We start from the raw sequence: 24527 nt of genomic DNA, 5'->3' as shown, positions 1-24527 counted from the left end.
CACAAGCACGCACAATCACACACGATCAGGCGGGCTTCAACTCCACACGCTTGATGTCCTTCACGATCACGAGATAGCTGATCACCGTAACGATCGCGTTGATGCCGACAAAGGCGAGCGCGCCGTTGAACGAGCCGGTTTCCGCCACGAGATAGCCGATCACGATCGGCGTGACGATGCCGGCCACATTGCCGAACATGTTGAAGATCGAGCCCGAAAGGCCGATCGCTTCGCGCGGCGCGGTATCGGCGATCACGGCCCAGCCGAGCGCGCCCAGGCCCTTGCCGAAGAACGCGAGCGACATGAGCGCGACCACGATCCAGTCGCTGTTCACGTAGTTGCAGCCGACGATGCACGACGACAGCACCATGCCGCCGACGATCGGCACCTTGCGCGCCATGGTGAGCGAGCGGCCCGAGCGGATCAGGGCGTCCGAAGCCACGCCGCCCAGCACCCCGCCCAGGAAGCCGCAGATTGCCGGCAGCGAAGCGATCAGCCCCGCCTTCAGGATGGTCATGTGGCGCGCCTGCACGAGGTAGATCGGGAACCACGTGAGGAAGAAGTACGTGAGCACGTTGATGCAGTACTGCGCGAGATAGACGCCCAGCAGCATGCGGTTGCCGAGCAGCTGGCGGATGACTGCCCAGTTCGCGCCCTTGCGTTCTTTATGCTCGGCGCGCGCTGCGCGTTGATGCCCGCTTACGATGCCGCCGCCCGCCTCGATGTATTCGAGTTCCTGCGGGTTCACGCCCGGGTGATCGGCCGGATTCTTCATGAACCTGATCCACGCGAAGGCGAGCACGAGGCCGCCCGCACCCATCACGATATAGACGTGATGCCAGCCATACGCGTGCGTGAGCCACGCCATGAGCGGCGTGAACACCACGGCCGCGAAATACTGCGCCGAATTGAAAATCGCCGAGGCCGTGCCGCGCTCCTTCGCCGGGAACCAGCTCGCCACCACTTTCGCGTTGGCGGGGAAGGCGGGCGCTTCGGCCGCGCCCATCGCGAAGCGCAGTGCGAAGAGGCCCGCAATCGCAGCGCCCGCGCCGCCGAGCAGGCCGATCGAGCTTTGCAGCAGCGTGAAGAGCGACCACAGGAAGATGCTGCCCGCATACACGCGGCGCGCGCCGAAGCGATCGAGCACCCAGCCCGCGGGCACCTGCGCGAGCACATAGGCCCAGCTGAACGCCGAGAAGATGTAGCCCATGTGGATGGCGTCGAGACCGAACTCGGTGCGCATGGCCGAACCCGTGACCGAGAGCGTGGCGCGGTCCGCGTAGTTGAGCGTGGTGATGATGAAGATCAGCGAGAGGATCAGGTAGCGCACCCTCGTGCGCCTGGCGACATCGGACTGCGTGGCAGTGCGGCTCAACGACATGTGGATCGACCTCTCTCGTGCGCGAGACGCAGGCCGCCTAGCAGGTTGCTGAAATACCTTCCGGGAGGGCTTCACAAAAAATTCCCGACCTCATAGGAAGTCCTGCATGCCGCTCGCGCGACTCCGGTAAGGGGTAGGTCACCCCTGAAAACTGCTTCTAAGCACCCTGCAAAACGGTATTTCAGCAACCTGCTAGGTCACGCCGCGGCCTGAATCTGCTGTCTCCGGACGGCGCGCTTCGTGCACGCCGCATCTACTTACGCAAGAACGCGCCTGACTCGCGTCAAGCGCGTTCTGTTTGCGGACCTGATTCGCTGCTTGTTCAGCCAGTTGTCAGTAAGTTGTTTGACATCATGGCTGGTTGTCTGAGCTAATCTTACAACGCCCGCGAAGCCGAAGCAACCAGACTGTATGCCCCTTGAGTCGGGATCAGGGTAAACTCGAATTTCAGGATCACCGCGCGATTGTGGGATGATGCGGCCAAGTTGTTGGACAACATGGCGACAGGACCCTCAAGACTCCGGCGTTTGAGCCGTAAAGAAGAACACCATGGAAACCGGGGATTGAAGCAACATGCGCAACACGACGGTACGAGCCAGCCTCCTTGCGGTGCTGGTGATCTTTGGCGTAATGATCCTGATCGGCGGCTTCGCGGGCGTGTTCTCGCTCAGGGAGTCGAACGCCAGCGCCCAACGCCTGCACGAAATCGCGCGTCAGACCATTCTGGTCAACGACGCCTATAAGGACACCACGCGCACGCGTTCGGCGCTTGTGCGCGGCTACAGCGCGCTCAAGGAACGCAACGACACGGCCACGCGCGACTCCGCGTTGAAGAGCGCGGCCCATAGCTTCGAGCTTTCGGCGGGCGAGACCCAGGCCTTCGCCAATGCTCCGGCTTTCGAGGGCATGGACGCAGACCTCAAGCGCCAGTTGCTCGATTCGGCGGCGCAACTCTCGAACACGCTCATGCGCGCCACCGATGCGCTGCGCAACGGCGACACGGCCGCCTACGTGGCGGTCAACGACACCGACATCACCGCTGCGGGCGCGGCCTATTCCGTGAACGTGGAGAAGTTCCAGAAGCTCGCCAACGCGCTCGCCGAGGCCACGCTCGACGACGGCAACGCGCGCTATGCCTGGATCGTCACGCTCGTGGGCGTGGGTGTGGCCATCGCACTGGCGCTTGTCGTCGTCACGCATTTCGCCTTGCAGCGCATCGTGTCGCGCCCGCTGGCCGACGCCGCGGCGGTGCTCGACCGCATCGCTTCGAACGATCTCACCGTGCGCGTGCCCGAAGCGGGCCGCAACGAAATCGGCCTGCTGTTCGCGGCCATGCGACGGATGCAGGCGGGGCTCTCGCACACCGTGGCCGGCGTGCGCGACAGTTGCGACGCGATTCACACGGCCGCGCGCGAGATCGCAGCGGGCAATCTCGATCTGTCGAGCCGCACGGAAGAGCAGTCGGCCTCGCTCGAAGAAACCGCCGCGAGCATGGAGGAACTCACCTCCACGGTGAAGCAGAACTCCGCGAACGCATCCGAGGCCAGCACGCTCGCCACGGGTGCGGCCGAACTCGCGCAGCGCGGCGGCGACGTGGTGGGACGCGCCGTGCAGACCATGCAGGACATCAGCGCCAGCTCGCAGAAGATCGCCGAGATCACGAGCATGATCGACAGCATCGCGTTCCAGACCAATATTCTCGCGCTCAACGCCGCCGTGGAATCGGCGCGCGCGGGCGAGCAGGGACGCGGCTTCGCCGTGGTCGCGGGCGAGGTGCGCACACTCGCGCAACGCAGCGCGGGCGCCGCACGCGAGATCAAGGAACTGATTGGCGCTTCGATGGAAGACGTGCGCAGCGGCAACGCGCTCGTCGCGCAGGCCGGCGAGGCGATGAACGAGATCGTCAACTCGGTGCGCAATGTCGCCACCATCATGGCTGAGATCACCACGGCCACCGCCGAACAGAGCACGGGCATTCAGCAGGTGGGCATGGCCGTGAGCCAGATGGATCAGGTCACCCAGCAGAACGCCGCGCTCGTGGAGCAGGCGGCCGCCGCTGCGAGCGCGCTGGAGCACCAGGCGCAATCGATGAAGGAAGCGGTTTCGGTGTTCCGCGTCGGCGCGCTTGCGTGAAGCCTGAAACGCGCAAGACCATTCAATAGAACTAACAAACCAGAAAGGACGACATGAAGAAGAAGGCAATGGTGCGCAGCGTGGTGGGTGCCGTTTTCGGGTTCGCGGCATCGGTGGCCGTGCATGCAGCTAGCTATGTGTATGTGTCGAACGCCGATAGCCAGGACATTTCGGTGTTTCGCCTCGATGCGCAAAGCGGCGCGCTGGCCGCGGTCGAGACCGTGCCGGTGGGCGGCACGGTGATGCCGATGGCGTTCTCGCCCGACCATCACCACCTGTATGCGGCGCTGCGCTCGAAGCCGTATCGCGTGGTGAGCTTCGCCGTGAATCCGCTCGACGGCCGTCTCGTCGAACTGGGCCGCGCGCCGCTTGCGGAGAGCATGGCCTATGTTTCCACCGACGGCACGGGGCGCTATCTGCTTTCCGCGTCGTACGGCGGCAATCTGCTGGCGGTGAACCGCATCGGCAAAAACGGCGTGGCCGCCGACGTGCAGCAAACCGTGAAGACGGGCCCGATGGCGCACATCATTCGCACCTCGCCGGACAACCGCTATGCGTTCGCCTCGGTGCTCGGCGCCGACGCCTGGCTGCGCCTGAAGTTCGACGCCTCGACGGGCGCGCTCACCGAAGACGCGAAGCCCGCTTACTCGCTGCCCAAGGATTCCGGCCCGCGCCACTTCCAGTTCTCGCCGGACCAGCGCTTCGTCTATCTGATCGACGAACTCGACGGCAAGCTGCACGTGCTCGCCTTCAACGCGGCGAACGACTCGGTCAAGCCGATCCAGACGATTTCGATCCTGCCCGCCGGTTTCTCCGGCGACAAGCCATGGGGCGCCGACGTCCACCTCACGCCCGATGGCCGCCACCTGTATATCTCGGAGCGCACGTCGAGCACGCTCGGCGCGTACCGCGTGAACCAGGAAACGGGCAAGCTCACGCGCGTCGGCACGTACGCCACCGAGAAGCAGCCGCGCGGCTTCAATATCGATCCGTCGGGCCAGTATCTGTTTGCCGTGGGCCAGCTCTCGCCCACGCTGAGCGCGTACCGCATCGAGGCGAAGAGCGGTGCGCTGCATGAGCTTGGCAAGTACCCGGTGGGCAAGGGTGCGAACTGGGTCGAAGCAGTGGATTTCGACGGTTCGAATGACTAGGTAATGAGGGGCGACTTCGGTCGCCTCACTCCTGCCGGTTCTCAGCCGCGAAGCGCATTGCCTGCATGTTGCGCGGTTCGGCCCGCGCGGCATCGAGACCTTCGATCGTGCGCAGCCGCGCGGGCGCCGAGCACACGATGATCGCGAGCTGAAGGGCGAAACCGCACGCGGCGCCGACAAGGCAGCTTGTCATGCCAAGGCGCGTGCTCAGGAACGCGCCGAGCAGGGCGCCGAGCGGGCGCGCGCCGAACGTCGCCATCATGATGACCGACGAGACGCGCGCGATCAGATCGTGAGGCGTGACGACCTGGCGCAACGCCGTGGTCGAGATGGTCCAGACGATCGGCCCGAAGCCAAACAGAAAGAAAGCCAGAAACACGCTGGCGCGCGAATGCGTGAGGGCGGTGCTCGCCATGAGCAGCGAGGCAAGCGCGGCGCTTGCCGGGCCTAGCAGGATTTGCCGCCCGAAGACGAGCCGCTTTGCGATGATCTTGTAGAGAAACGCGCCGCCCACCATCCCGAAGCCATATACGCCGAGCGCAACGCCTACCGCCGATGGCGCGAACGCGAGCCGGTGTATCGCGTACCACGCGAACACGGCGAGCAGCAGATACCACGACGTGTTGAAGACGAAGGCCGTCGCCACGATGGGCCGCAGATGCGTGCTGCGCGCGATGAACTGCACGCCGTCGAAGAGTTCGCGTGCAAGCGCGCGACGCGAACGCGGGCGTGGCGCCTCGGCGGGCAGGCGTGCGAGACACCATGCGCTGGCGAGCGACAAGGCGAACGCCGCGAGAAACGCGAACACGCCCGACGCCCAGCCCGCAAAAATACCGCCCACGGAAGGCCCCGCCGTATAGGCGATGCTGCGCGCGATTTCGAGCCGCCGGTTGGCGGCGAGCAGATCGCCCGTTTCGACCATGGTCGCGACGAGCGAGGGCGCGGTCACGCTGAACACCACGGTGCCGGTCGCGATGGCGAAGCCCAGTGTGCCGAGCGTGTAGAGCGACAGCACGCGCGCATGGAACAACGCGAACAGCACGAAGAGGGCGGCCGCGCGCAGCAGTTCGGTTGCGATCATGAGCGGCTTGCGCCGGCTGCGATCGGCAATGAGGCCGGCGGGCAGCGAGAGCAGCAGGAAGGGCAGGGTATTGATGGCCTGCAGCGAGGCGCTTTGCTGTGCCGTAGCGCCCAATGCCACCACAGCGACGATCGGGATGACCGCAATGGCCATCTGCTCGCTGAATTGCGCGGCGAGACTCGCGTGCGAAAGATTGACGACGACGCGCTGTGGCGCGGCGATTCCTGTTGTGATGCCCATTGTCGATTCCCGAAGATCGATCCGGCGCGGGCCGGATGCGGTGGTTTGAGCTTCGGGATCGAGTCTACGCAGGGCGATTGGGTGGAGATATCCGGATCTTGTGGTGATATTCGATGCGCCGGGCGACCGCAGGTCAGTCCGCCTCGATACGATCCGCGTCGCGCGTATCGCTTCGCACCGGCGCATGCGTCGCCGATTCGCCGCGCGATGCATCGACATCGCGAACCGCGCGACTACCCGCAAGGCACACCGCGAGCGTCGCGAGCACCAGCACGCCGAGCGCGAGTTGCAATCCAACGAGCCCCGCGCCAAAGCCGATGATCGGCGGTCCCACGAGAAAGCCCGCATACCCCGCAGTGGCCGCCATCGACACACCGGTAACGGGCGGATCGGTCGTGCGCCCGGCTGCGCTGAAAATCACCGGGACCACATTGGCAAGCCCAATGCCCACGCAGATGAACCCCACCACCGCCGTAGCGAGCGCCGGCGCAGCGAGCACGGCGGCAAGACCCGCAGCCGAAAGCAGGCCGCCCAGCGCGACCACGCGCACCGCGCCGAGCCGCCGCACGAACGCGTCGCCCACCACACGGCACGCCGCCATGGCGAACGCGAACGAGGTATAGCCGATGCCCGCGCTATCCGCATGAGCGGGCAAGGCGGTTCGCAGGTACACGGCGCTCCAGTCGGCAATGGCGCCCTCGGTCATCATGCAAAGGAACGCGAGCGCGGCGAGCTTCACGACGCCTGCCTGCGGCCACGCGAAGCCGCCGCCCGACGCAGCCTCCGGGCGCGTGCCCACGTCGCGCAGCGAGAACAGCGCCGCACCGACGATCAGCACGGCGATGGGAATGGCCGGCAGCGCGAGACCGCTTAGCACACCGAACCCTGCTTTCTGCAGCACCGTGCCAACGGCCGCGCCCGCCAGACCGCCCGCGCTCCATGCCGCGTGGAACGACGACATGATCGGCGCATGCCACACTTTTTCGATCGCGCTGGCGTGGCCGTTCATGGAAACGTCGAGCGCGCCGTTGAGCGCGCCGAGCAGCAGCAACGCGGCACACAGCAGCGGCGCGTTGGGCGCGAGCGCGGGCATTGGAAACGCGGCGACGAACAGCACGCCGAGCAGGGCGGTCGCGCGGCCGCTGCCGATCTTCGGCGCGAGACGCCCCGCGAGCGGCATGGCGACGATGGCGCCCAGCGCGAAGGCAAAGAGCGCGACGCCGAGCAGGGAGTCGCCAAGGAGCAGCTTGTCCTTCACGCGCGGCACCTCGACGGCCCACGCGCCGATGCCGAAGCCGTTCGCCAGAAAGATCGCCGTGGTGGCGTAGCGTTCGCGCAGGGGCATCATCGCGCCACCGCCACGTCGCCGCATGCGGCTTTCAGCTGCTTCAGATGGAGTTTCGGTACGTCGGTATCGACGACCAGATAGTCGAGCGAAGCGCACGGCGCAATGACGAACGGCGCGGACGTCATGAGCTTTTCCGTGGTGACCGCCGCCGCGATCTGGCCGCTTGCTGCGACCATCGCGCGTTTCATTTCGGCATCCTCCGCATCGAAGGCTGCAATGCCTTCGGACGGATCGAGTGCGCATGCGCCGAGAAAGCAGAGATCGGCCTTGATCTGCTGAATCTGCACGAGCGCGGTCGCTCCGAGCGCGCCCGCGGCCTGCGCGCTCACGCGGCCGCCGATCAGGATGACTTCGATGCCTGGGCGCTCGAGCAGGCGCACACAGGCCTGCGGCGAAGTGGTGACCACCGTGAGGCCGGCGTTCTCGGGCAGTGCGGCCGCGATCTCGACGTTCGTGGAGCCCGCGTCGAGCAGGATCACCTGGTTGGGCTTGACGAGCGCAGCGGCGGCGCGCGCAAGGCGCACCTTGGCCGGCAGTTGCTCGCGCATGCGCACGGAGGCGGGCTTGTTGGCGGGCGAGGTGAGCAGCGCCCCGCCATACACGCGCTTGCAGTGGCCTGCCTCGGCCAGGTCGCGCAAATGGCGCCGGATCGTGTGCTCCGAGGTGTCGAGCTGCGCGGCGAGTTCGGCGGCCAGCACACGGCCCTCGGCGCGCAGTTTTTCGAGGATCAGGCGCTCGCGCTCGTCTGGGAGCAGGCCTTCACTGGCCTCCTGGCGTGTTCGTTGCATGGGTTCGGCTCCCGCTTGCTCGTTGGCTTGCCCGTCGAATCGAGCAAAAACGAGCATAAAGTATCGTAAACGGGTGATGCATGCAACCGGTGGCGCAAGGCTGGTTGCGCAGCCGCTTCAGGCGCTTCAGGGTAGGGAGTAGCGCGAATACGTCTCGATCGGCACGAGCGCCTGCGCAGGCGGCGCGCCGCCTGCCGCCGCGTGGCGCATCTGTTCGACGGCTGTGCGCAGCAGCAGACGCAAGTCTTGAGAGAGCAGATAGTCGATCACGTCCGCCCGCAACAGCGGCTCCGTCACGGCGTTCACCTCATGCGTCACATAGAGCGTGTGGCCCGCAAGCCCGCGCTCGCGCAGCGCCGCTGCGAGTCCTTCGTTGCCGCCCGCCACGTTGTAGATGCCGTCGAGCGCGCCGTGCATTTCCATGCAGCGCCGCGTGGCCTCGTAGGTCGCCGGACCCGAGTCGGCGCCCTTGATCACTTCGACCACGTTCACGCGGGGAAAGCGCTGGCGCAACAGCGAACGAAAGCCGATCTCGCGGTCTTCGTGACAGGTGTACGAGAACGTTGCGACCACAACGGCCACGGAAGGCGAGGGCCGTCCCTCCAGGTGCCGGCCCACGAGGAACGCGGCCGACTGGCCCGCGGCGCGGTTGTTCACGCCCACGTAGGTGTGGCGCGCATCGGCGTCGACGTCGGTGATGAGCGTCACCACGCCCAGGCCCCGCGCCATGCATTCGCGCAGCGCCGAGGTAATCGGCGGTGTGTTCGTGCAGATGATGCCGATGGCGTCGGCAGCGCCTTGCGCCGCATCGCGCACGCGCAGCGCGACGTCTTCGTCGCTGGCGCCCACGCAATTGACGACCTCGACCGTCACGCCCGCCGCAGCGAACTCGGCTTCGAGGCTCGTTGCCGTGCGCGTGAGTTCCGCGCTGAAGGCGTCGCCGGCCTGGAGGAGCAGGCGCACGCGCAGCGCATTGGACGAAGTACGCGATGCGGGGGGCAGCGCCTCGCGGTCGCCCGCGCCCAGTTGTCTGAGCGCCGCATCCACGGCGCTGCGCGTGCGCGGGTGCACGCCGGGGCGGTCGTTGAGCGCCCGGTCGATGGTCGCGCGGCTCAGCTGCGTGAGTTCCATTAACTGCTTGAGCGTGGGGCGGCTCTTCATCGGGGTTCCGCAGCGAGTGAGGATGATCTCATTTTGCCTCAAAATGAGCCTTTCGTCGCACATATTTGGATTTTATCTCCACGTGGAGAACGTTTTCAGATGAAGATATCTTAGGTAAAAACCCTCTAATGCTCAAAATGAGTCATTTTAGTCTTTGACGATGGCTCATTTAGAGCCTGTAATGCGACTCAAGGATGAGCGAAGCCAAAGCGGCTCATCAGCGTTCAATGTCATGCACGGGAGTTCGATTCATGTCCGCACAGCCAGGCTCGCCGCAGGTCATCACGATGGACGATTGGTACCGTTGTCCGCTCGACCGCAAGGTGCTCAAGGAGGTCACGCGGCGCAACGACCGGGTTGCCCTGACGTATTTCGGCGGCTTCATGGCACTCGTGCTCGCCACCGGCACGCTCGCCTGGCTTTCGTTGGGCACCCTCTGGTGCGTTCCGGCCTTTGTGCTGTACGGCACGATTTACGCGTTCGCCGAGGCGATGGAGCACGAGCTGCGCCACCGCACGCCGTTCAGGAGCGAATGGCTCAACGAGTCCGTGCACTGGGTCATCTGCTTCATGACCTGGCGCGAGCAGATCTATAGCCGCTGGTCGCATGCGCAGCATCACACCTATACGCACCTCACGGCCACGGTGCCCGCCGACGTTGAAATCGCCGTCAAGCGGCCGCCCAATTACTTCAAGCTCGCCACCGACTTCCTGCGTGTCTCCCATGGCATTCATCATCTCGGCAACATCGTGCTGCATAGCCTTGGCATCGTGACGCGGAGCGCGAAGGCCGTCGTACCGGTGGTCGAATATCGGGCGATGCGTCGCAATTCGCGGGTCATGCTCGCGCTCTACGTGGCCGTTGGCGTGTGGGCCTTCGCGGCGCATAGCTGGCTGCCCGTGGTGTTCATGCTGCTGCCCCGCGCATACGGCGCCTGGCTGCACGAACTGCTGGCCATGACCCAGCACACCGGCCTGCGCGAGAACGAACTCGATCACCGCTTCTCCACCCGCACGCTGCGGCTGAACCCCGTGCTGCAGTTTCTCTACTGGAACATGAACTATCACGTCGAACACCATATGTTCCCCAACGTGCCGTTTCATGCGCTGCCCAGATTGCGCAAAGCGATCGAGGCCGACTTGCCGCCCGCTTATGACGGTCTGTTCGACGCGTGGGCCGAGATCGTGCACGTGTTGCGCAGGCAGCGCCGCGACCCGGACTACACGATCACACCGCAGGTGCCCGGCAAGACGGCGGGCGCGATGCGCGAGGCCGCCGGTTCGAACGCCTTTGCCGCCGATACGCAATGACGCCTGGGCCACCCGCTAATTTTCGAAAGATGAAGACGCAGGAGACGACCATGAACATTCTTCAATGGCACGAGGTGTGCGCGAGCGACGAACTCGAAGAAGAGGACGTGATGGAGTTCGAGCACGAAGGCGAGCTTTACGCGATCTACCACACGCCCACGGGCTACTACGCGTCCGCGGGGGTCTGCACACACGAAACGGCGCGTCTCGCGCAAGGTCTCGTGTTCGGCGACATCATCGAATGTCCGATGCATATGGGGCGCTTCCACATTCCATCGGGCGCGGCCAAAGGGGCGCCGGTCTGCGTGAACCTCGCCACGCACCCGGTCAAGGTGGAGGCCGGCACGATCTACCTCGGGCTCGCAACGGATTGATTTGGCATACGAATCGTTGAATCACCACGATAACGACGCAATTTAGGAGACAGCCGTGAATGTTCCTTTCCTGAAGGTATTGCCGCTGGCGGCTACGGCGTTCGCACTCGCGCTGAGTCCTGCGGCGCACGCGGACCCCGTCGCGCATTTCGACTTCATTTCGCACGCGCCCGATTCGGACGCATGGTGGAACACCGTCAAGAACGGCATCAAGCAGGCGGATCAGGACTTCAATGTCCAGACCGATTACCGGAATCCGCCCAATGGCGATATCGCCGACATGGTGCAGCTCGTGAATCAGGCGGCCGCGCGCAATTACGACGGCGTGGTCACGACCATTGCGGATTTCGATCTGCTCAAGGGCGCCGTGGCGCGCCTGAAAGCGAAGAACATTCCCTTCATCACCGCGAATACGGGCACCGAGCAGCAGAGCGCCGAGCTTGGCGCGCTCATGCACGTGGGCCAGCCCGAGTATCTCGCGGGCAAGGAGGCGGGGCTGCGCGCGAAGGCGGACGGCGTGAAGACGTTCCTGTGCGTGAACCACTACGCCACGAATCCGCTCTCGTTCGAACGCTGCCGCGGCTTTGCCGATGCCATCGGCGCGAACATGAAAACCTCGGTGCTCGATGCGGGCACCGACCCCACGGGCATAGAATCGAAGGTGAGTGCGTATCTGCGCAACCATCCGGACACGCAGGCCGTGCTCACGCTCGGTCCGACCTCGGCCGATCCGACGATACGCGCGGTGAAGAGCCTCGGGCTTGCTGGCAAGATCTGGTTTGCGACCTTCGATATCGACTCGGACGTCGCGAAGGGCATCAAGGACGGCACGATCAAGTTCTGCACCGACCAGCAGCCGTATTTGCAGGGGTATATCCCGGTAGCCCTGCTGGCGATCATGCATCAGAACCACAACAACGATGTGCTGCAGGCGCGCACGACACTCGAGCAGAACCCGAAGTTCCAGCAGCGGCTAAAGGACTATGGGCTCAAGCCCGTGTATGAGGCACGCAATATCAGCTCCGGGCCGGGCTTCATCACGCCGCAGAACATTCAGCAGGTGTCTGCGCTCGCGGGGCAGTATCGTTGAGCGCGCAAGGAGTCAGCATGAGCGCGGGCGATGCCATGGTGGTGATAGGCGGCGGGCAGTGCGGTGCACGCGCCGTGCAGGTTCTGCGCGAAGGCGGCTGGCAAGGCGCAATTTCGCTGATCGCCGGCGAAGCCGCAGCACCGTACGAACGGCCGCCGCTTTCCAAGGCGGTGCTGCTGGGCGAGCGCACGCCGGAACAGGGCGCGATACACCGCGAGGCGTTTTATCGGGAGCAGGGTGTCGACCTGCGCAGCGGTTGCGCTGCGCGCGCGATCGATTGCGCCGCGCACACGGTAACGCTCGCGAACGGCGCGACGCTTGCGTACCGCCGCCTGCTGATCGCGACCGGTGCCGAGCCTCGCCGCATGAGCGTGCCCGGCGCCGGTCTCGCGGGCGTGCACGTGTTGCGCACTGCCGGCGACGCGCTCGCCATCGCGGGAGAACTCGGGCCGGGGCGGCGCATTGCGGTGGTCGGCGCGGGTTTCATCGGGCTCGAAGTCGCGGCCTCGGCGGTGCAGCGCGGCTGCGAAGTCGTCGTGTTCGAAGCCGCGCCGCGCGCGTTGATGCGCGCGGTGCCTGCGGAGGTGGCGCAGTGCCTCGTGGACCTTCATCGCGAGCGCGGCGTGGACCTGCGCTTCGACGTGCAGGTGGCACGCTTCGAGGGCGAAGGGCGCGTCAATGCCGTCGTGCTCGGCGACGCAACCGTCGTGCCTTGCGATGCGGTCGTGGTCGGCATTGGCGTCGCGCCGCGTGTGGCGCTCGCACAGGAAGCGGGTCTCGCGATCGACAACGGCATTGCAGTCGATCCCATGCTGCGGACCAGCGACCCGGATATCTACGCCGCGGGCGACGTGTGTTCGTTCGTGCATCCGCTGTACGGACGGCGCATTCGTCTCGAATGCTGGCGCAACGCCGAGGATCAGGCGCGTGTGGCCGCGCTCAACATGCTCGGCCGTGACGAGGCGCACCGCGCCGTGCCGTGGTTCTGGTCCGATCAATACGACATGACGATCCAGATCGCGGGCTTGCCCGCGTTCGGCTCGACCAGGGCCGTGCGTGCAACGGGCGCGGCATCGAAGGTGTTCTTCGCGTTCGACGACGCGGGCGTGCTGGTGAGCGCGAGCGGCGTGGGGCAAACGGGCGAAATCGCCCGCGACGTACGCATTGCGCAGGAACTGATTGTGCGCCGTGCGCGCATCGAACCCGAGCGTCTTGCCGACAGTGCGACCAAACTCAAATCGCTGCTCGCCGCTGCCGTGCACTGAACGAACGGACCGATCTGCTCGGCCGGTGGCTCCACCCGCCGGCTCTTTTCCACTGTGGTTCGAGTGGGGCGATATGGGCTTGATGCCCTATCGCTTTCTTTTATTCTTCGTCCGCGCTGTAGACGCTGAGTCCTTCTATCGGGTCCATCGGGGCGTCCCAGGGTCTCGCTTCGATCGCGCGCATGGCGGCCGCGTAGCCCGCGCGCCGGCGCGCGGCAATGCCCGACGGGGTGAAGTCGATGTCCTTCAACTGGTCGTCGCCGTCGAGTCGTGGCGCCGCGAGCTTGATAAGCCGCATGGTGGTCTCGCAGCCCCAGGCTGCCAGCTCCCGCACATCGATTGTGTCGCGTTCGGACTCGGGTACGCGCTTCGCCAGTTCGCGGATCACGTGGCGCAAGCGGTGGATCTGCTGTTGGCGCGCGATATGGCTTTCGGTGCGGCTGGCGTACTGAATATCCTTTTGCCGCTCTGCGATCTGCCAGAGGCTTTCCGGCTCCGGGCCCGCTGGATTCCACACCTGCACCGAGAAGATGACCGAACTGTTGCGCGGCTTGTCGTCCAGCACGACCTCCACCGGCGTGTTGGAATAGATGCCGCCGTCCCAGTACGGCTCGCCGTCGATGCGCACCGCCGGGAACGCGGGCGGCAGCGCGCCCGAACTCATGATGTGTTCGACGTTCAGGCGCTGGTCGCGCGAATCGAAATAGCGCATCGCACCCGTGCGTGCGTTCACCGCGCCCACGGTGAGGCGCGGGTGCCCGGCGTTCAGCAATTCGAAGTCGACCAGTGAAACGAGCGTATCGCGCAGCGGTGCAATCCTGTAGTAAGACGCGCGATCGACGCCGAGGTGCGCGAGCGGACCGAACCACGATGCCGGGTTGGGCTGAAAGAACCCCGCAATGCCGCCGCCGATGATCATCAGTTTTGCAAACGTCTTGTCCCAGCCGGGCGCGAAGCCTGGCCACGCTGCCGCCACGTCGAGGCGGGTGCGGTCCGTGACGCGGTGCCAGAATTCGTCCAGGCGCTCGAAGCGGTGCTCCGGTGGGTTGCCGGCGATCAACGCAGCGTTGATGGCGCCGATGGAGGTGCCGATCACCCAGTCCACATGGATGCCGGCTTCGTGCATCGCCTCATAAACGCCGAGTTGATAGGCGCCCAACGCGCCGCCGCCCTGCAACACGAGTACGACTTGCCCTGGCAACGCCAGGCTTGCCGGCTGCTTTGCTGTCATCGATCGCCTCGCTGTTTTGCTCTGCCGACGCGCGCTTTCGTGACCTGCATTCTTCATACGCGTCGGCGTTTTCTCCGCACCATTGTAGTGGCGTTCGGAAAAGACGAGCGTTGCGTGGCAACGGCCCAATCAGCCGCCGTCCCTCAACCTGCTGAGGCGATTTGCCCTTCGAACGTCACGCAGTTGCGGCCGCCGCGCTTGGCGGTGTAAAGCGCGGAATCGGCGAGTCCGTACGCCGTGTCGAAATCGGTGCCGGCCGGATTGTCGCTGACGCCGAAACTGGCGGTAATGAGGCGGCACACCGGCGCGGGGAACGCGTGATTCGCAATGGCCGCGCGCATGCGCTCGGCGAGTTGCAAGGCATCGGAAATCTCGAAGCCCGGCAATACGACCGTGAACTCTTCGCCGCCCACGCGTCCGATGATGCCGGTCTCGCCGAGAATGCGCCGCAGGCAGTTCACGATGCCCGAGATCACGCTGTCGCCGGCCGGGTGCCCGAAGTCGTCGTTGACCTTCTTGAAGTCGTCGATGTCGAGCAGGATCATCACCGCCCGATTCGCGCGCAGCGCCTTCACCGTGCGTTCGATCACGGCGCTGCGATTCAGGACGCCGGTCAGCGCGTCGTGCGTCGCACGATATTGCAGTTGCTGCGTGAGCGCCTGCATTTCGCGCTCGGCGCGATCGCTACGCCCGATCAGGCGGCGGGTTTCGCGCATCAGGCGCTCGTAATGCTGGATCAGCTCGATGAGCGCCTCGCGATGACTGTGCGCGTGCGACTCCGGAGCCTCGGCAATCGCGCGGGCCCGCTCCAGCGCCTCGCTTTCGCTGCGGAACAGGTCGAGGTAATGATCCTTCATGGTGTCCCGCAAGCCAGTCGTTTCCACGCGCATCGTCCTCAAAGCGTCCTCACGTTGCAACCGGGCAATCATTGAACTTGATTGCGGTGAAGTCGGTTTGCAGTTCCTCGCCGAATTCGAGGATCGTTTCGTCTTCTTCGTCGCGATACCAGTTCACCTGCACCTGGTTGCCCGCCGCTGCGGCGCGGTCCAGTGCGTCGAACACGCTGAACAGCATTTTCGTGCTCGAGCTGTTGAAGTAGGTGAGCGTGACCTCGACCGTGATCGCGGCGTTTTCGCAAGCCTTGAGCCAGAGATTGAGCCGCTCGATGATGGGCGCATAAAACGCGGCGGCATTCTCGGGATACGATTCGCCTCGCAGTGACAGCACGTTTTCGTCGAAGCGGAAGTCGATTTCCGGCGACGTTGCCGTGGCGGCGATAAAAAGGTTTTCCATTTTGTGCGCGTGCCCTGGTCAGATGATGGTCTTGAGGCAAAACAGTGTGGTGCCCGTATCGTCTTCGCGTGGATGAAACGCGAATTCGAGCGGCGCACTGGCGTCGCGCGCCATCGTCAGAAAACCCAGTCCCGCGCCTTTGCTGTCGGCAGGCGTGTCCGCGCGCAGGGACATCTTGTAGGCTTGCTTGATTTCTTCGATCGACATGTTGCGCAGCGGCTCCAGCTTCTCGCGCAAGTCGTTCACGGCCGCCGTGGCGATGGGATTCACGCAGACCATGAGGTGGCGCTCGCCTTCGGCGGAAATGCACATCGCGCCTTCGCGTATTGCACCGCCCTGGCCTTGATCTTCTGAGAGCGCGTCGCACGAGTAGTGCACGATATTGTGCGAAAGCTCGATGAACGAGGAGAAGATCCTCCTGCGCGTGGACGAGCTCAATCCCGCCACTTCCAGTTGCAGCTTGACGACCTCGCTCATCGCCGCGACGATGCTGTGCGAGAAATAGCCTTTGTGATAGAAGAGCAAATTGCGCTTCTGTGCGATTTCGAAGAAGCAGCAGTTTTGATCCAGAATTCCAGACATATTGGTGAACTACCTCAAACTCGTGCAAAGAAAAGCGTGACATCGTCGCGGCGCGCCTGTGAGCCCTGCCATTCGGCGAAGGTTTCGAGCAGGCGTGCGCAGATGAATGAAGAAGCGTTCTCGCGCTCGGCGAGAATCCGGTCGAGCGTGCGGAGTTTGCCGAAGGCGATCTTGCGCGGGCCGCCGATCTGATCGGTCAGGCCATCGGTAGAAACGAACAGCAGGCTGCCGTGCGGCACGGCGACGGCGTGCTGGGTCCACGTGTAGTCGGCGAGGCTGTCGACATAGCCCACGCCCATGCGATCGCCGGCAATGCTTTCGAACTGTGGTGCGTCGGCACGCAAGACATGCAGCGCGACCCGTGCGCCCGCAAAGTGCAGCACCTGGCTGGCGGCGTCGAACCAGAAGAACGCGGCGTCCAGACCGTCGTTGGACTGCGGGGCGTCGCCTGCGCCGTTGATTTGCCCGAGCAGGCCTTTCACATTGCGATTGACGGCTGCGAGCAGCGCGGAGGGGTTGCGCGGTCCGATCTGTTCGAGCGCCTGCGAAAGCGACGCCGAGGCGAGCAAGGTCATGAACGCGCCGGGCACGCCGTGCCCCGTGCAATCGGCCACTGCGCCAAACCAGCCGTCGGCGAACGCCGCGAAATGGTAGAAGTCGCCGCCCACCACGTCGCGCGGCTCCCATACGAGAGCGGCATCGGGCAGCATGGTCGCGAGCGTTTCGCGCGAGGCGCGCAGCATGGCTTGCTGGATCACGCTCGCATACTCGATGCTCTGCATGATCTGACGATTCTTTTCCGCCTGCATTTCCGCCACGACGGAAAGCAACCTCAAGCCGTTGCCCACGCCAGCGAAACGGCCCTCGCGCGTCACGATGAAACCGTCGACCAGCGCCTTTTCGCCGACTTCAACGGTTTTGAATGTGAGCGCCTCGATGCTCATGGCCGCGTCGACGATCAATGGCTCCTTGTCCATGAACGCGATGCAGCTCTTCTTGTCGTATAGCTCGCGATGAAACGGCTTGCTCATTTGCGACAGAAAAATATCGCGGTTGATGAGCCCGACGGGGCGATCGTTTTCGATCACCGCGAGACTGGCCATGTCGCGCCTCGAATAGAAAATCTCCATGACGAGAGAGTTCGAATCCGAGGCGTCGATGGCCGGCACTTCCAGAGCCAGTTCTCCGGCGCTGCGCGGGCCTGCGGGAAGACCCGGACGACGAAACTGCGCGAGCGCGGGATGCATGACTATCCATTCCGATTAATATGGAGATTCAGCACGCTAATGGCTATTTGTGTCATTCTCGTTACATGGACGAGAGTAAGCGCTCAAGTTCGCTTGTTTAATACACCGTAATGATCGGCGAACGCCGCGCTAACGTTTGCGCGTTTTCTTCGCTTCCCTCGCGCAGGGTTTCGGTGCATCACACTTCAATATAGATCCGTCCACCTTCGACCTTGGCCGCATACGTTGCGAGCTTCTCACATACTGGTGCACAAAGCGGCTTGCCGTCACGCACGTCGAAGCGGCCATTGTGCTTCGGACATTCGATCACATGGCCCATGACGAGCCCGTCGCTCAGGTGAACGTGTTCGTGCGTGCAAAGCCCGTCGCTCGCGTAGACCTTGTCTTCCACGCGATAGATCGCAAAGGTGCGTGCGCCGTGGTCGAAGCGCATGACGTCTTCGTCTTCGATATCGTCGAGTGCGGCTGCGTCGATCCATTGGGTCATGGGGTGTCTCCCGATTGGTATTGAAAGTTGTGTGCGCAACGGGTCAGGCTTCGGCGTGGCCCGGAACCGGGCGCGCCACGTGATAGGAGGGATCGCGTGTTTGCCGCACGAGCGCGGGAATGATTTCCGCGTAGGCGGCAACGCTGCTGCGATAGGGCGGCGGCATATCCGGTTTCACGACTTCGTGCAGGCGCGGCAGCGCGTGAAACGGAACCATCGGAAACATGTGATGCTCGACGTGATAATTCATGTTCCAGTAGAGAAAGCGGAACACGGGATTCATCATCACCGTGCGGCAGTTGCGCCGGTGGTCGAGCACGTTCTCGGGCATGCCCGCGTGCTGCGTGAGGCCGAAGTAGAGATAAAGCCACGCGCCGTAGAGGCTCGGCAGGCCGATATACAGCAGCGGCAGGAGGGTGCGAAAGCCGATGCACGCGCCAATCACCATCGCGTACACGAGCAGGCTCAGGCGCGCTTCGCGAATGGCCTTGGGCCATTCGGAGGCGGGCACGAAGCTTCGTTCTTCCGCGCCGAGGCGGCCGCACGCCGCGGAGATCATGCGCGGCAGCTCGCGCGAGGCGTGCTTGAGCGCGAAGAGGTTGAGGGCGAGCGAGAGCCAGTCGGTGGGGCGCGGCGCGGCGATCTCGGGATCGCGGCCCACCACCAGCGTGTCGGTGTGATGGCGCGCGTGGCTCCAGCGCCAGATCGTCGCGCAGCGGAACACCTGGAATGACGCGATCTGATAGAGCACGTCGTTCATCCAGCGCGTCTTGAATGCGGTGCCGTGACCCGCTTCGTGCCAGCGCGAATCGGCGGGGCTGCAATAGAGCGTGCCGTAGAGCAGGAACGCGGGCACCGCCCACCACGAATGCGCGTGCCAGAGGAAGCCGGCGAGCACGCCGCTCGCGACGATGGCCGCATACCAGATCGCGGTGTCGCGTATGGCGCGCGCGTCGCTGCGCTGCATCAGCTGCTTCATCACGGGGCGCGGCACGGCGCACCGGTACCAGTCCGCATTGACGAGGCCCGCTGCGCGCGCGCGTTCGCCTGCACCGCCGATGAGCCGGTAGTCCGCATGATGCGGCGCGTAGGCGTGAGTCTCCTGGTCGGCCACGAGTGTCTCCTTGAAGTGTTGGCAGCGCGCGGTGTGCAATGCGCCGCGCGTGTCAACACAAAAATAGGTGACGCAAGGCCGGGGCTCAACCGGAAGTTTGACGAAATTTCGTCAGCGAGCTTTCGGCGTAGTCAGGCTGCCGCGCACTCGCCGTGCGTTTGCGCGGCGCGGGACGTATCCGTGCCATCGGCCACGACCACCGGCACGCGCAGCGCGAGTGCGCACATCAGCTCATAGCCAATGGTGCCTGACGCTTCGGCCACTTCGTCCACGCGCACCTGGCCGCCCCACAGCTCGACGCTCGAACCGATGCCGGCCTGCGGGCACGGCGTGAGATCGACGGTGAGCATGTCCATCGAGACGCGCCCGACCACGCGCGTGCGCACGCCATCCACGGCAATCGGCGTGCCGGTGGGCGCGTGGCGCGGATAGCCGTCCGCATAGCCGCACGCCACCACGCCGACGCGCATGGGCCGGTCGACCGCGAAGGTGCGGCCGTAGCCGATGGTTTCCTGCGGTGCGAGCGTTTGCACGCCGATGATGCGGCTCGTGAGCGTCATGGCCGCGCGCAGCCCGAAGCCTTCCACGTGCCGCGCCACGCCCGTGGGCGACGCGCCATAGAGAATCGTGCCGGGCCGCACCCAGTCGCGATGCGCGCGAGGGTGCCAGAGCACGCCCGCCGAATTCGACACCGACTGCTCGCCGGGAATGTCCTGCAGTGCCGCGTCGAAGGTGTCGAGCTGCCAGTCGATGTGGCCGTCATCGGCGTTCGCGAAGTGCGTCATAAGGCCGATCGCGCCGATCGACGCAATGCCGCGTGCGCGCTCCCACGCGGCGCGATAAGCATGGGGGCGGAATCCCAGGCGGTTCATGCCCGAGTTCATCTTCAGCTGGATATCGATGGGATGCTGCGGCTTCGCTGCCGCGAGCAGATCGAGTTGCTCGTCGCAGTGCACGGCCACGGTGAGCCGGTGCGCTGCGGCCAGCTCGACGTCGGCGGGTTCGAACACGCCTTCGAGCAGCAGCAGCGGTTTGGTCCAGCCCAGTTCGCGCACGCGCACGGCTTCATCGAGGTCGAGCAGGGCGATGCCGTCGGCGCCCGCGAGCGCCGGATAGATGCGCTCGATGCCGTGACCGTACGCGTTGGCCTTGATCACGGCGAAGGCGCGCGAGCCGGCCGCGATCTGCTTCACGAGCTGCAGGTTGTGACGGATGGCGTCGGGCTGAATGCGGGCGGCGATGGGGCGCGGCATAGGCGTTCCTGTGGGTTTGATGGCGATGGTCTAGTGGTTTGTGCAATCGTATTGATTTTCGTCCAGTTATTTTTAATGTATTTTCCGACGAATTTGGTCGAAACGACTGTCGTCCGTCCCGCGGGGCAACGGGTCAATGCGCCGTCAAATGTGCCTCCACGAGCGGCGCCAACGCCTCTGCATGGACGCTCGCGAGATCGTGCTCGCCGCCGCGCACCACGTGCAGCGTGGAATTGGCGAGCAGGGCGTTGAGCCGCTCGCCGACCGCGACAGGGCTCAACGGATCGTTGTCGCCCCAAAGCAGCAGGGCCGGCTGGTTGATGCGGGCGATCGGGTTCGAAAGATCCGTCTGGAACGAGACGAACCACTCGGGGAACGCGCTCGTGTCGCCCGCGAGCCAGTTCTGCGCGCCGAGCGCCGCGGTGTCGATGCCGCCCGACGTGACCGAGAGGACCAGATGCGTGACGAACTGCGGCTTCTCGAGCGCCGCGCGCACGGCGATGACGCCGCCCATCGACTGGGCGATCAGCGCCGTGGACCGATCGAGCATGGCCAGCACGCGCCGCACGATGTCGTCGATGCTGGCGACTGCCGGGTCCGCCGGTTCGCCGCCAAAACCGGGATAGCCCACGAAGCGACGCGCCGCCGGCGTGGCGAGGCGATCGGACAGCGGTTGCCAGAAGGCCTTGTTGCCCGAAGCGCCGGGCAGGAAAAGCAATTGTTCGGGAGTGCTCACGTGTGCTTCTCCGGTGGGCCTGCAAGGCATGATGGGTTCATTGCGCCTCGCCCGCCGGCTGTTGCTCACGAGCGCGCGATTCGAGCAGCTGGATCAGCAGGCGCGCGGGCTCGCTCAGTGTGCCCGGCGCGCGATGCACGAGGCCGACGTCGCGGTGGAACGTGTGCTGCCCGAGATCGATCGCGCGCACTTTGGCGGGCCAGCGCCGCCACGCCGACGTTTGCGGCACGAGCGCGACGCCCACGCCGTTCGCAACGAGCCCGACGATGGCCTCGAGTTCGTCGAGTTCGCTCAGGTCCTGCACGGTGTAGTGCATGCGGCGCAGGAAGCGGTCTACCTGGCGTCCGCCGAACGATGCCCGATCGTAGCGGATGAAAGGTTGCGTCGCCAGCAGTTCGGCCCAGTCGTGGCCTTTCACGTGACGCGGCACGATGAGCCGGAACGGCTCGCGTGCGAGCGTGGTCCAGCGCAAATCGCTTTGCAGTGCGAAGGGTGGCCGGATGATGGCCGCCATGTCGATTTCGCCCGCATCGACGAGATTGTGAAGCTCCATCGAAACGCCCGGGATCACGCGCGTGCGGCAGCCGGCACAACGGCGGTGGAATTCGGCGAGCGCCTCGGGCACCAGTGCGCGCTGCACGGAAGCGATCGCGCCGAGCGTGACGCGCCCGGTCGCCGCGGGGCCGGCCGCGCTCGAACTCAGGTTTTCATAGAGCCGGATGACTTCGTGCGCCTGGGCGAGGATCTGCTGGCCCATCGCGTTCAGGCGCGCGGCGCGCCCCTCGCGGTCGAACAGCGCGAAACCCAGCTCTGCCTCGAGTCGTTGCATTTGCGCGCTCACGGCAGCTTGAGTCAGGCCGATCTTCTGTCCCGCCGCGGCGAACGTGCCTTCTCTCGCCACCGCAACGAGGGTTCTGAGTTCGCGTATCATTCATCAAGAATATTTGTGTATCAGAAAATTATATATTGATTTTGTTTTTGATTCGGCCTGTCTACCATGAAGGAATCGCTTTCGAAGACAGTGGAGACACGCATGTCGCTTTCCCCCTTTCACCTCGCCATTCCCGTCTATGACCTCGCCGCCGCGCGCGACTTCTACGGCCGCGTGTTCGGCCTCGCGGAAGGGCGCTCCAGCGCGCAGTGGGTCGACTTCGACTTTTTCGGCCATCAGCTCGTGATTCACGAGCACCCGAAAACGGCCTCGCAGGACCATGCGCACACGAACCCCGTGGACGGCCACGACGTGCCGGTGCCGCATTTCGGCGTCGTGCTGAGCTGGGGCGACTGGGAGGCGCTGGCCGAGCGCCTCAAGACCTTTGGCGTGAAGTTCGTGATCGAACCTTACGTGCGCTTCAAGGGGCAGGTGGGCGAGCAAGCCACGATGTTCTTCCTCGACCCGTGCGGCAACGCGCTCGAATTCAAGGCATTCAAGGACATCGGCCAGCTGTTCGCCATATAAACGTGAACCGCCGCGCGGCGATCAAGACGCCGGCGCGGGCATGAATTTGAACGACGGCGTCGCCACGAAATTGCCCGACGCCTCGCCTGAATACACCTGGCCCGAATCGATCGCGAGCTTCATCACGGGCGCGCCGGGCTTGAGGTCGAGCTTGCTCAGCGAGATCCAGAACGTGTCGGGGCGCGTGGCGGAATCGAAGTAATAGACGCGGTTCGTCTGATCCGCGACCGTGCGCCAGATCGTCGACGAAAGATTAGGCATGTTGGGCGTGGTAATGCCGAGCGGCACGCTCACCGAGCGCATGAGGCTCATCACGCTCGCCACGGCCTGATAGTTGGGGTTCTGCTGCGGCACGCCCGCCATATAGGCAGGGTCGGGCTTCCTGGGAATGGCGTCGAGCAGAAACGAGGTGCGCACGAAACGGTCGGCCGCGCGGTTCGTGCCGGGCAGAAAGGCGAGACCGCCCACGCCTTTCCAGTACGTGTCGAGCGCGAGCTGTTCGGGGTAGATCGGTGAGTTGGTCATCACCTTGTACGCCTTGTCGTGCATGATCACGAGCTTGCCGTCGATATATTCGAGGATGGCCGAGTCGCCTTGCGAATCGGAAAGCGCGAGGTGGATCGAGATCGGTTTGCCGTCGGGCAGCGGCGGCGCAATGATCTGGAACGGCTCATGACCAAGCGCAGCGACGGCTTCGCCAACGGTGGCGAAATTGTCGAGCGCGTATTGCGCCCACAGGCTGATGGCGAGCGGCGGCCGCCCCGAGTTGGACTTGCCGTAATCGGTTTCGGCCAGATAGAGCGCGTTGGCCACGAGGCCGCGCTCGTTCATGCCGTCCACACTGCCGATGTCGTAGCCCGAGACCACCACGCTGCCGTATTTCGAGCGCCAGTGCGGCGAGCGCGGGCCTGCGTTGCCGTCGCGCGCGATGCCGGCCGGAAAGACCCAGAGGTTCGAGCGCATGTCCTCGGACCAGTCCATCGAACGCCCCGTGATGACGAGACCGCTGTCGCTCACGTAGAGCGCGCGCGTGCAGGCAAGCGCGGGGTCGATGACGAGCGGCGCAACCAGCAAGGCGAGCGACGCGGCAAGCACACAGGCTTTCAGGCGCAGAGCCGAACGAACCAGACGGGACATGATGGCGTTCCAGTTGCAGGACGCGCCGATCATGTCATGGAACGCCTTTTGGGCCGTTCGAACGTGGCACGAGGTGCAAGCATGCTCCCGTGCGCATTATGCGGCGCGGATATTCAGGTGCGGTTGTCGCTGGCCGGCTGGCGGTTTGTCGGCGGCTCAGTGGTGCAGATAAAGCGCGGCGCGTGTTCGCCGCGATGCCGCCGGCGAAGGACCTGGCGGCTCGCAAGACGAGCATAGGAGCGGATTCTTAACCGTAGATTAATGCTGGCGCCGGCGTGGCAAACAGCGGATTCTGGCGGCTCACACAAATAATCAGTAAAGCTGATTATCTGGCAGGTGCAGTGCAGCAGGATGCAGGCGCTAAGGCTGCTGCCAGTGGAAACGATCACCGCGCAGGGGCGCGCCGTTATCGTCGAGGTTTTCATCGCCGCCCGGGAGCGTTTCGAAATACGACTTGTCGTCTTTCTGGGTCCCCGTATGCAACGCCGCGCGCGAAATGCCCGGCGGGATGGACGAGGGCGAGGCGGGCGGCCAATGCAGCGTGGCAGGCGCCGCGCTCTGGGGAGAGGGCAGATCCGTGTATTCGTTCGCCGCGGCGAGGCCCATGGCCCATGCGGCCGGGACCGAAGCCAGAACGATCAGCACGGGGAACGTAGCGTGTCTCAT

24 protein-coding genes are annotated in these 24527 nt (G+C 64.8%); 7 read left to right on the top strand and 17 right to left on the bottom strand.

The genetic code is table 11. The features are described 5' to 3' along the window. Window positions 1-25: 25 nt before the first annotated feature. A complete protein-coding gene (locus tag M3A49_RS14430) occupies window positions 26-1381 on the bottom strand; it encodes an MFS transporter (protein ID WP_266229231.1) in 1356 nt (451 codons plus the stop codon). A gap of 573 nt (window positions 1382-1954) precedes the next feature. On the opposite strand from M3A49_RS14430, the gene M3A49_RS14425 reads away from it, so the two are divergent. Together M3A49_RS14425 and M3A49_RS14420 are read left to right on the top strand one after the other, a co-directional pair. Next, window positions 1955-3514 (top strand): methyl-accepting chemotaxis protein, encoded by a 1560-nt coding sequence (locus M3A49_RS14425; RefSeq protein WP_266229230.1) that lies wholly within the window; start codon window positions 1955-1957, stop codon window positions 3512-3514. Window positions 3515-3567: 53 nt separating this feature from the next. Next, window positions 3568-4665, top strand: a complete 1098-nt coding sequence (locus tag M3A49_RS14420; protein WP_266229229.1) for a lactonase family protein — start codon at window positions 3568-3570, stop codon at window positions 4663-4665. A gap of 25 nt (window positions 4666-4690) precedes the next feature. Here M3A49_RS14420 and M3A49_RS14415 read toward each other — a convergent pair whose 3' ends face one another. From M3A49_RS14415 to M3A49_RS14400, 4 genes are all read right to left on the bottom strand, one after another. Further along, window positions 4691-5986, bottom strand: a complete 1296-nt coding sequence (locus M3A49_RS14415; RefSeq protein ID WP_266229228.1) for an MFS transporter — start codon at window positions 5984-5986, stop codon at window positions 4691-4693. Window positions 5987-6119: 133 nt separating this feature from the next. Next, entirely contained in the window at window positions 6120-7358 is a 1239-nt protein-coding gene (locus tag M3A49_RS14410; RefSeq protein ID WP_266229227.1) for an MFS transporter, read from the bottom strand. Beyond that, a complete protein-coding gene (locus M3A49_RS14405) occupies window positions 7331-8122 on the bottom strand; it encodes a DeoR/GlpR family DNA-binding transcription regulator (RefSeq protein WP_254353885.1) in 792 nt (263 codons plus the stop codon). The genes M3A49_RS14410 and M3A49_RS14405 overlap by 28 nt, the downstream gene beginning before the upstream one ends. Window positions 8123-8248: 126 nt before the next feature. Next, window positions 8249-9283, bottom strand: coding sequence for a LacI family DNA-binding transcriptional regulator (locus M3A49_RS14400; protein ID WP_266229226.1), 1035 nt, complete (start codon window positions 9281-9283; stop codon window positions 8249-8251). A gap of 251 nt (window positions 9284-9534) precedes the next feature. On the opposite strand from M3A49_RS14400, the gene M3A49_RS14395 reads away from it, so the two are divergent. The 4 genes from M3A49_RS14395 to M3A49_RS14380 are packed head-to-tail and all read left to right on the top strand — an operon-like array spanning window position 9535 to window position 13322. Then, on the top strand, window positions 9535-10593 hold the full coding sequence (locus tag M3A49_RS14395) for a fatty acid desaturase (RefSeq protein WP_254353889.1): 1059 nt from the start codon (window positions 9535-9537) through the stop codon (window positions 10591-10593). A 50-nt stretch (window positions 10594-10643) separates the two neighbouring features. Continuing rightward, a complete protein-coding gene (locus tag M3A49_RS14390) occupies window positions 10644-10967 on the top strand; it encodes a Rieske 2Fe-2S domain-containing protein (protein ID WP_254353891.1) in 324 nt (107 codons plus the stop codon). A 55-nt stretch (window positions 10968-11022) separates the two neighbouring features. Then, window positions 11023-12057 (top strand): sugar ABC transporter substrate-binding protein, encoded by a 1035-nt coding sequence (locus tag M3A49_RS14385; protein WP_416338957.1) that lies wholly within the window; start codon window positions 11023-11025, stop codon window positions 12055-12057. Window positions 12058-12074: 17 nt separating this feature from the next. After that, entirely contained in the window at window positions 12075-13322 is a 1248-nt protein-coding gene (locus M3A49_RS14380) for an NAD(P)/FAD-dependent oxidoreductase (protein ID WP_266229225.1), read from the top strand. A gap of 100 nt (window positions 13323-13422) precedes the next feature. Here M3A49_RS14380 and M3A49_RS14375 read toward each other — a convergent pair whose 3' ends face one another. The 10 genes from M3A49_RS14375 to M3A49_RS14330 form a co-directional block, all read right to left on the bottom strand. Next, complete coding sequence (locus M3A49_RS14375; protein WP_266229224.1) at window positions 13423-14553, bottom strand: patatin-like phospholipase family protein; 1131 nt, start codon at window positions 14551-14553, stop codon at window positions 13423-13425. A gap of 143 nt (window positions 14554-14696) precedes the next feature. Beyond that, on the bottom strand, window positions 14697-15437 hold the full coding sequence (locus M3A49_RS14370) for a GGDEF domain-containing protein (protein ID WP_416338956.1): 741 nt from the start codon (window positions 15435-15437) through the stop codon (window positions 14697-14699). A 22-nt stretch (window positions 15438-15459) separates the two neighbouring features. Then, the gene (locus M3A49_RS14365; protein WP_254353895.1) at window positions 15460-15846 is read right to left on the bottom strand and encodes a DUF1987 domain-containing protein; all 387 of its coding nucleotides are present in this window, start codon (window positions 15844-15846) and stop codon (window positions 15460-15462) included. Between the two features lie 18 nt (window positions 15847-15864). Continuing rightward, window positions 15865-16428 (bottom strand): SiaB family protein kinase, encoded by a 564-nt coding sequence (locus M3A49_RS14360; RefSeq protein WP_254353897.1) that lies wholly within the window; start codon window positions 16426-16428, stop codon window positions 15865-15867. A gap of 14 nt (window positions 16429-16442) precedes the next feature. Beyond that, window positions 16443-17558 (bottom strand): SpoIIE family protein phosphatase, encoded by a 1116-nt coding sequence (locus M3A49_RS14355; protein WP_416338958.1) that lies wholly within the window; start codon window positions 17556-17558, stop codon window positions 16443-16445. 295 nt (window positions 17559-17853) lie between these two features. Continuing rightward, the gene (locus M3A49_RS14350; RefSeq protein WP_028202215.1) at window positions 17854-18162 is read right to left on the bottom strand and encodes a non-heme iron oxygenase ferredoxin subunit; all 309 of its coding nucleotides are present in this window, start codon (window positions 18160-18162) and stop codon (window positions 17854-17856) included. Window positions 18163-18205: 43 nt separating this feature from the next. Beyond that, window positions 18206-19276 (bottom strand): fatty acid desaturase family protein, encoded by a 1071-nt coding sequence (locus tag M3A49_RS14345; protein WP_266229222.1) that lies wholly within the window; start codon window positions 19274-19276, stop codon window positions 18206-18208. A 131-nt stretch (window positions 19277-19407) separates the two neighbouring features. Beyond that, entirely contained in the window at window positions 19408-20529 is a 1122-nt protein-coding gene (gene alr / locus M3A49_RS14340) for an alanine racemase (RefSeq protein ID WP_266229221.1), read from the bottom strand. Between the two features lie 133 nt (window positions 20530-20662). Next, window positions 20663-21265 (bottom strand): alpha/beta fold hydrolase, encoded by a 603-nt coding sequence (locus M3A49_RS14335; RefSeq protein ID WP_266229220.1) that lies wholly within the window; start codon window positions 21263-21265, stop codon window positions 20663-20665. 37 nt (window positions 21266-21302) lie between these two features. Beyond that, window positions 21303-22196: a LysR family transcriptional regulator gene (locus M3A49_RS14330; RefSeq protein WP_266229219.1), complete on the bottom strand. Its 894-nt coding sequence runs from the start codon at window positions 22194-22196 to the stop codon at window positions 21303-21305. Window positions 22197-22298: 102 nt separating this feature from the next. Between M3A49_RS14330 and M3A49_RS14325 the strand changes: the two genes are divergently transcribed. After that, window positions 22299-22724 (top strand): VOC family protein, encoded by a 426-nt coding sequence (locus M3A49_RS14325; RefSeq protein ID WP_266229218.1) that lies wholly within the window; start codon window positions 22299-22301, stop codon window positions 22722-22724. A 21-nt stretch (window positions 22725-22745) separates the two neighbouring features. Here the strand turns inward: M3A49_RS14325 and M3A49_RS14320 are convergent, their stop codons facing one another. Both M3A49_RS14320 and M3A49_RS14315 read right to left on the bottom strand, forming a co-directional pair. Continuing rightward, window positions 22746-23861, bottom strand: coding sequence for a linear amide C-N hydrolase (locus M3A49_RS14320; protein ID WP_266229217.1), 1116 nt, complete (start codon window positions 23859-23861; stop codon window positions 22746-22748). A gap of 360 nt (window positions 23862-24221) precedes the next feature. Continuing rightward, a complete protein-coding gene (locus M3A49_RS14315; RefSeq protein ID WP_266229216.1) occupies window positions 24222-24527 on the bottom strand; it encodes a hypothetical protein in 306 nt (101 codons plus the stop codon).

The sequence above is a fragment of the Paraburkholderia sp. CNPSo 3076 genome (assembly GCF_026343935.1).
GTDB classification, from domain to species: Bacteria; Pseudomonadota; Gammaproteobacteria; order Burkholderiales; family Burkholderiaceae; genus Paraburkholderia; species Paraburkholderia nodosa.
Note: the sequence above shows the minus strand (reverse complement) of the source record. Positions and strands in the feature narration are given on the sequence as shown.

What these genes read in the sequence shown, in the direction of transcription:
- M3A49_RS14320 (WP_266229217.1), bottom strand. Translation starts at nt 23,861, where the DNA reads ATGTCCCGTCTGGTTCGTTCGGCTCTGCGCCTGAAAGCCTGTGTGCTT.
- M3A49_RS14355 (WP_416338958.1), bottom strand. Translation starts at nt 17,558, where the DNA reads ATGGAGATTTTCTATTCGAGGCGCGACATGGCCAGTCTCGCGGTGATC.
- M3A49_RS14410 (WP_266229227.1), bottom strand. Translation starts at nt 7,358, where the DNA reads ATGCGGCGACGTGGCGGTGGCGCGATGATGCCCCTGCGCGAACGCTAC.
- M3A49_RS14420 (WP_266229229.1), top strand. Translation starts at nt 3,568, where the DNA reads ATGAAGAAGAAGGCAATGGTGCGCAGCGTGGTGGGTGCCGTTTTCGGG.
- M3A49_RS14375 (WP_266229224.1), bottom strand. Translation starts at nt 14,553, where the DNA reads ATGACAGCAAAGCAGCCGGCAAGCCTGGCGTTGCCAGGGCAAGTCGTA.
- M3A49_RS14430 (WP_266229231.1), bottom strand. Translation starts at nt 1,381, where the DNA reads ATGTCGTTGAGCCGCACTGCCACGCAGTCCGATGTCGCCAGGCGCACG.
- M3A49_RS14330 (WP_266229219.1), bottom strand. Translation starts at nt 22,196, where the DNA reads ATGATACGCGAACTCAGAACCCTCGTTGCGGTGGCGAGAGAAGGCACG.
- M3A49_RS14325 (WP_266229218.1), top strand. Translation starts at nt 22,299, where the DNA reads ATGTCGCTTTCCCCCTTTCACCTCGCCATTCCCGTCTATGACCTCGCC.
- M3A49_RS14360 (WP_254353897.1), bottom strand. Translation starts at nt 16,428, where the DNA reads ATGTCTGGAATTCTGGATCAAAACTGCTGCTTCTTCGAAATCGCACAG.
- M3A49_RS14350 (WP_028202215.1), bottom strand. Translation starts at nt 18,162, where the DNA reads ATGACCCAATGGATCGACGCAGCCGCACTCGACGATATCGAAGACGAA.
- M3A49_RS14380 (WP_266229225.1), top strand. Translation starts at nt 12,075, where the DNA reads ATGAGCGCGGGCGATGCCATGGTGGTGATAGGCGGCGGGCAGTGCGGT.
- M3A49_RS14405 (WP_254353885.1), bottom strand. Translation starts at nt 8,122, where the DNA reads ATGCAACGAACACGCCAGGAGGCCAGTGAAGGCCTGCTCCCAGACGAG.
- M3A49_RS14415 (WP_266229228.1), bottom strand. Translation starts at nt 5,986, where the DNA reads ATGGGCATCACAACAGGAATCGCCGCGCCACAGCGCGTCGTCGTCAAT.
- M3A49_RS14425 (WP_266229230.1), top strand. Translation starts at nt 1,955, where the DNA reads ATGCGCAACACGACGGTACGAGCCAGCCTCCTTGCGGTGCTGGTGATC.
- M3A49_RS14395 (WP_254353889.1), top strand. Translation starts at nt 9,535, where the DNA reads ATGTCCGCACAGCCAGGCTCGCCGCAGGTCATCACGATGGACGATTGG.
- M3A49_RS14400 (WP_266229226.1), bottom strand. Translation starts at nt 9,283, where the DNA reads ATGAAGAGCCGCCCCACGCTCAAGCAGTTAATGGAACTCACGCAGCTG.
- alr (WP_266229221.1), bottom strand. Translation starts at nt 20,529, where the DNA reads ATGCCGCGCCCCATCGCCGCCCGCATTCAGCCCGACGCCATCCGTCAC.
- M3A49_RS14315 (WP_266229216.1), bottom strand. Translation starts at nt 24,527, where the DNA reads ATGAGACACGCTACGTTCCCCGTGCTGATCGTTCTGGCTTCGGTCCCG.
- M3A49_RS14365 (WP_254353895.1), bottom strand. Translation starts at nt 15,846, where the DNA reads ATGGAAAACCTTTTTATCGCCGCCACGGCAACGTCGCCGGAAATCGAC.
- M3A49_RS14390 (WP_254353891.1), top strand. Translation starts at nt 10,644, where the DNA reads ATGAACATTCTTCAATGGCACGAGGTGTGCGCGAGCGACGAACTCGAA.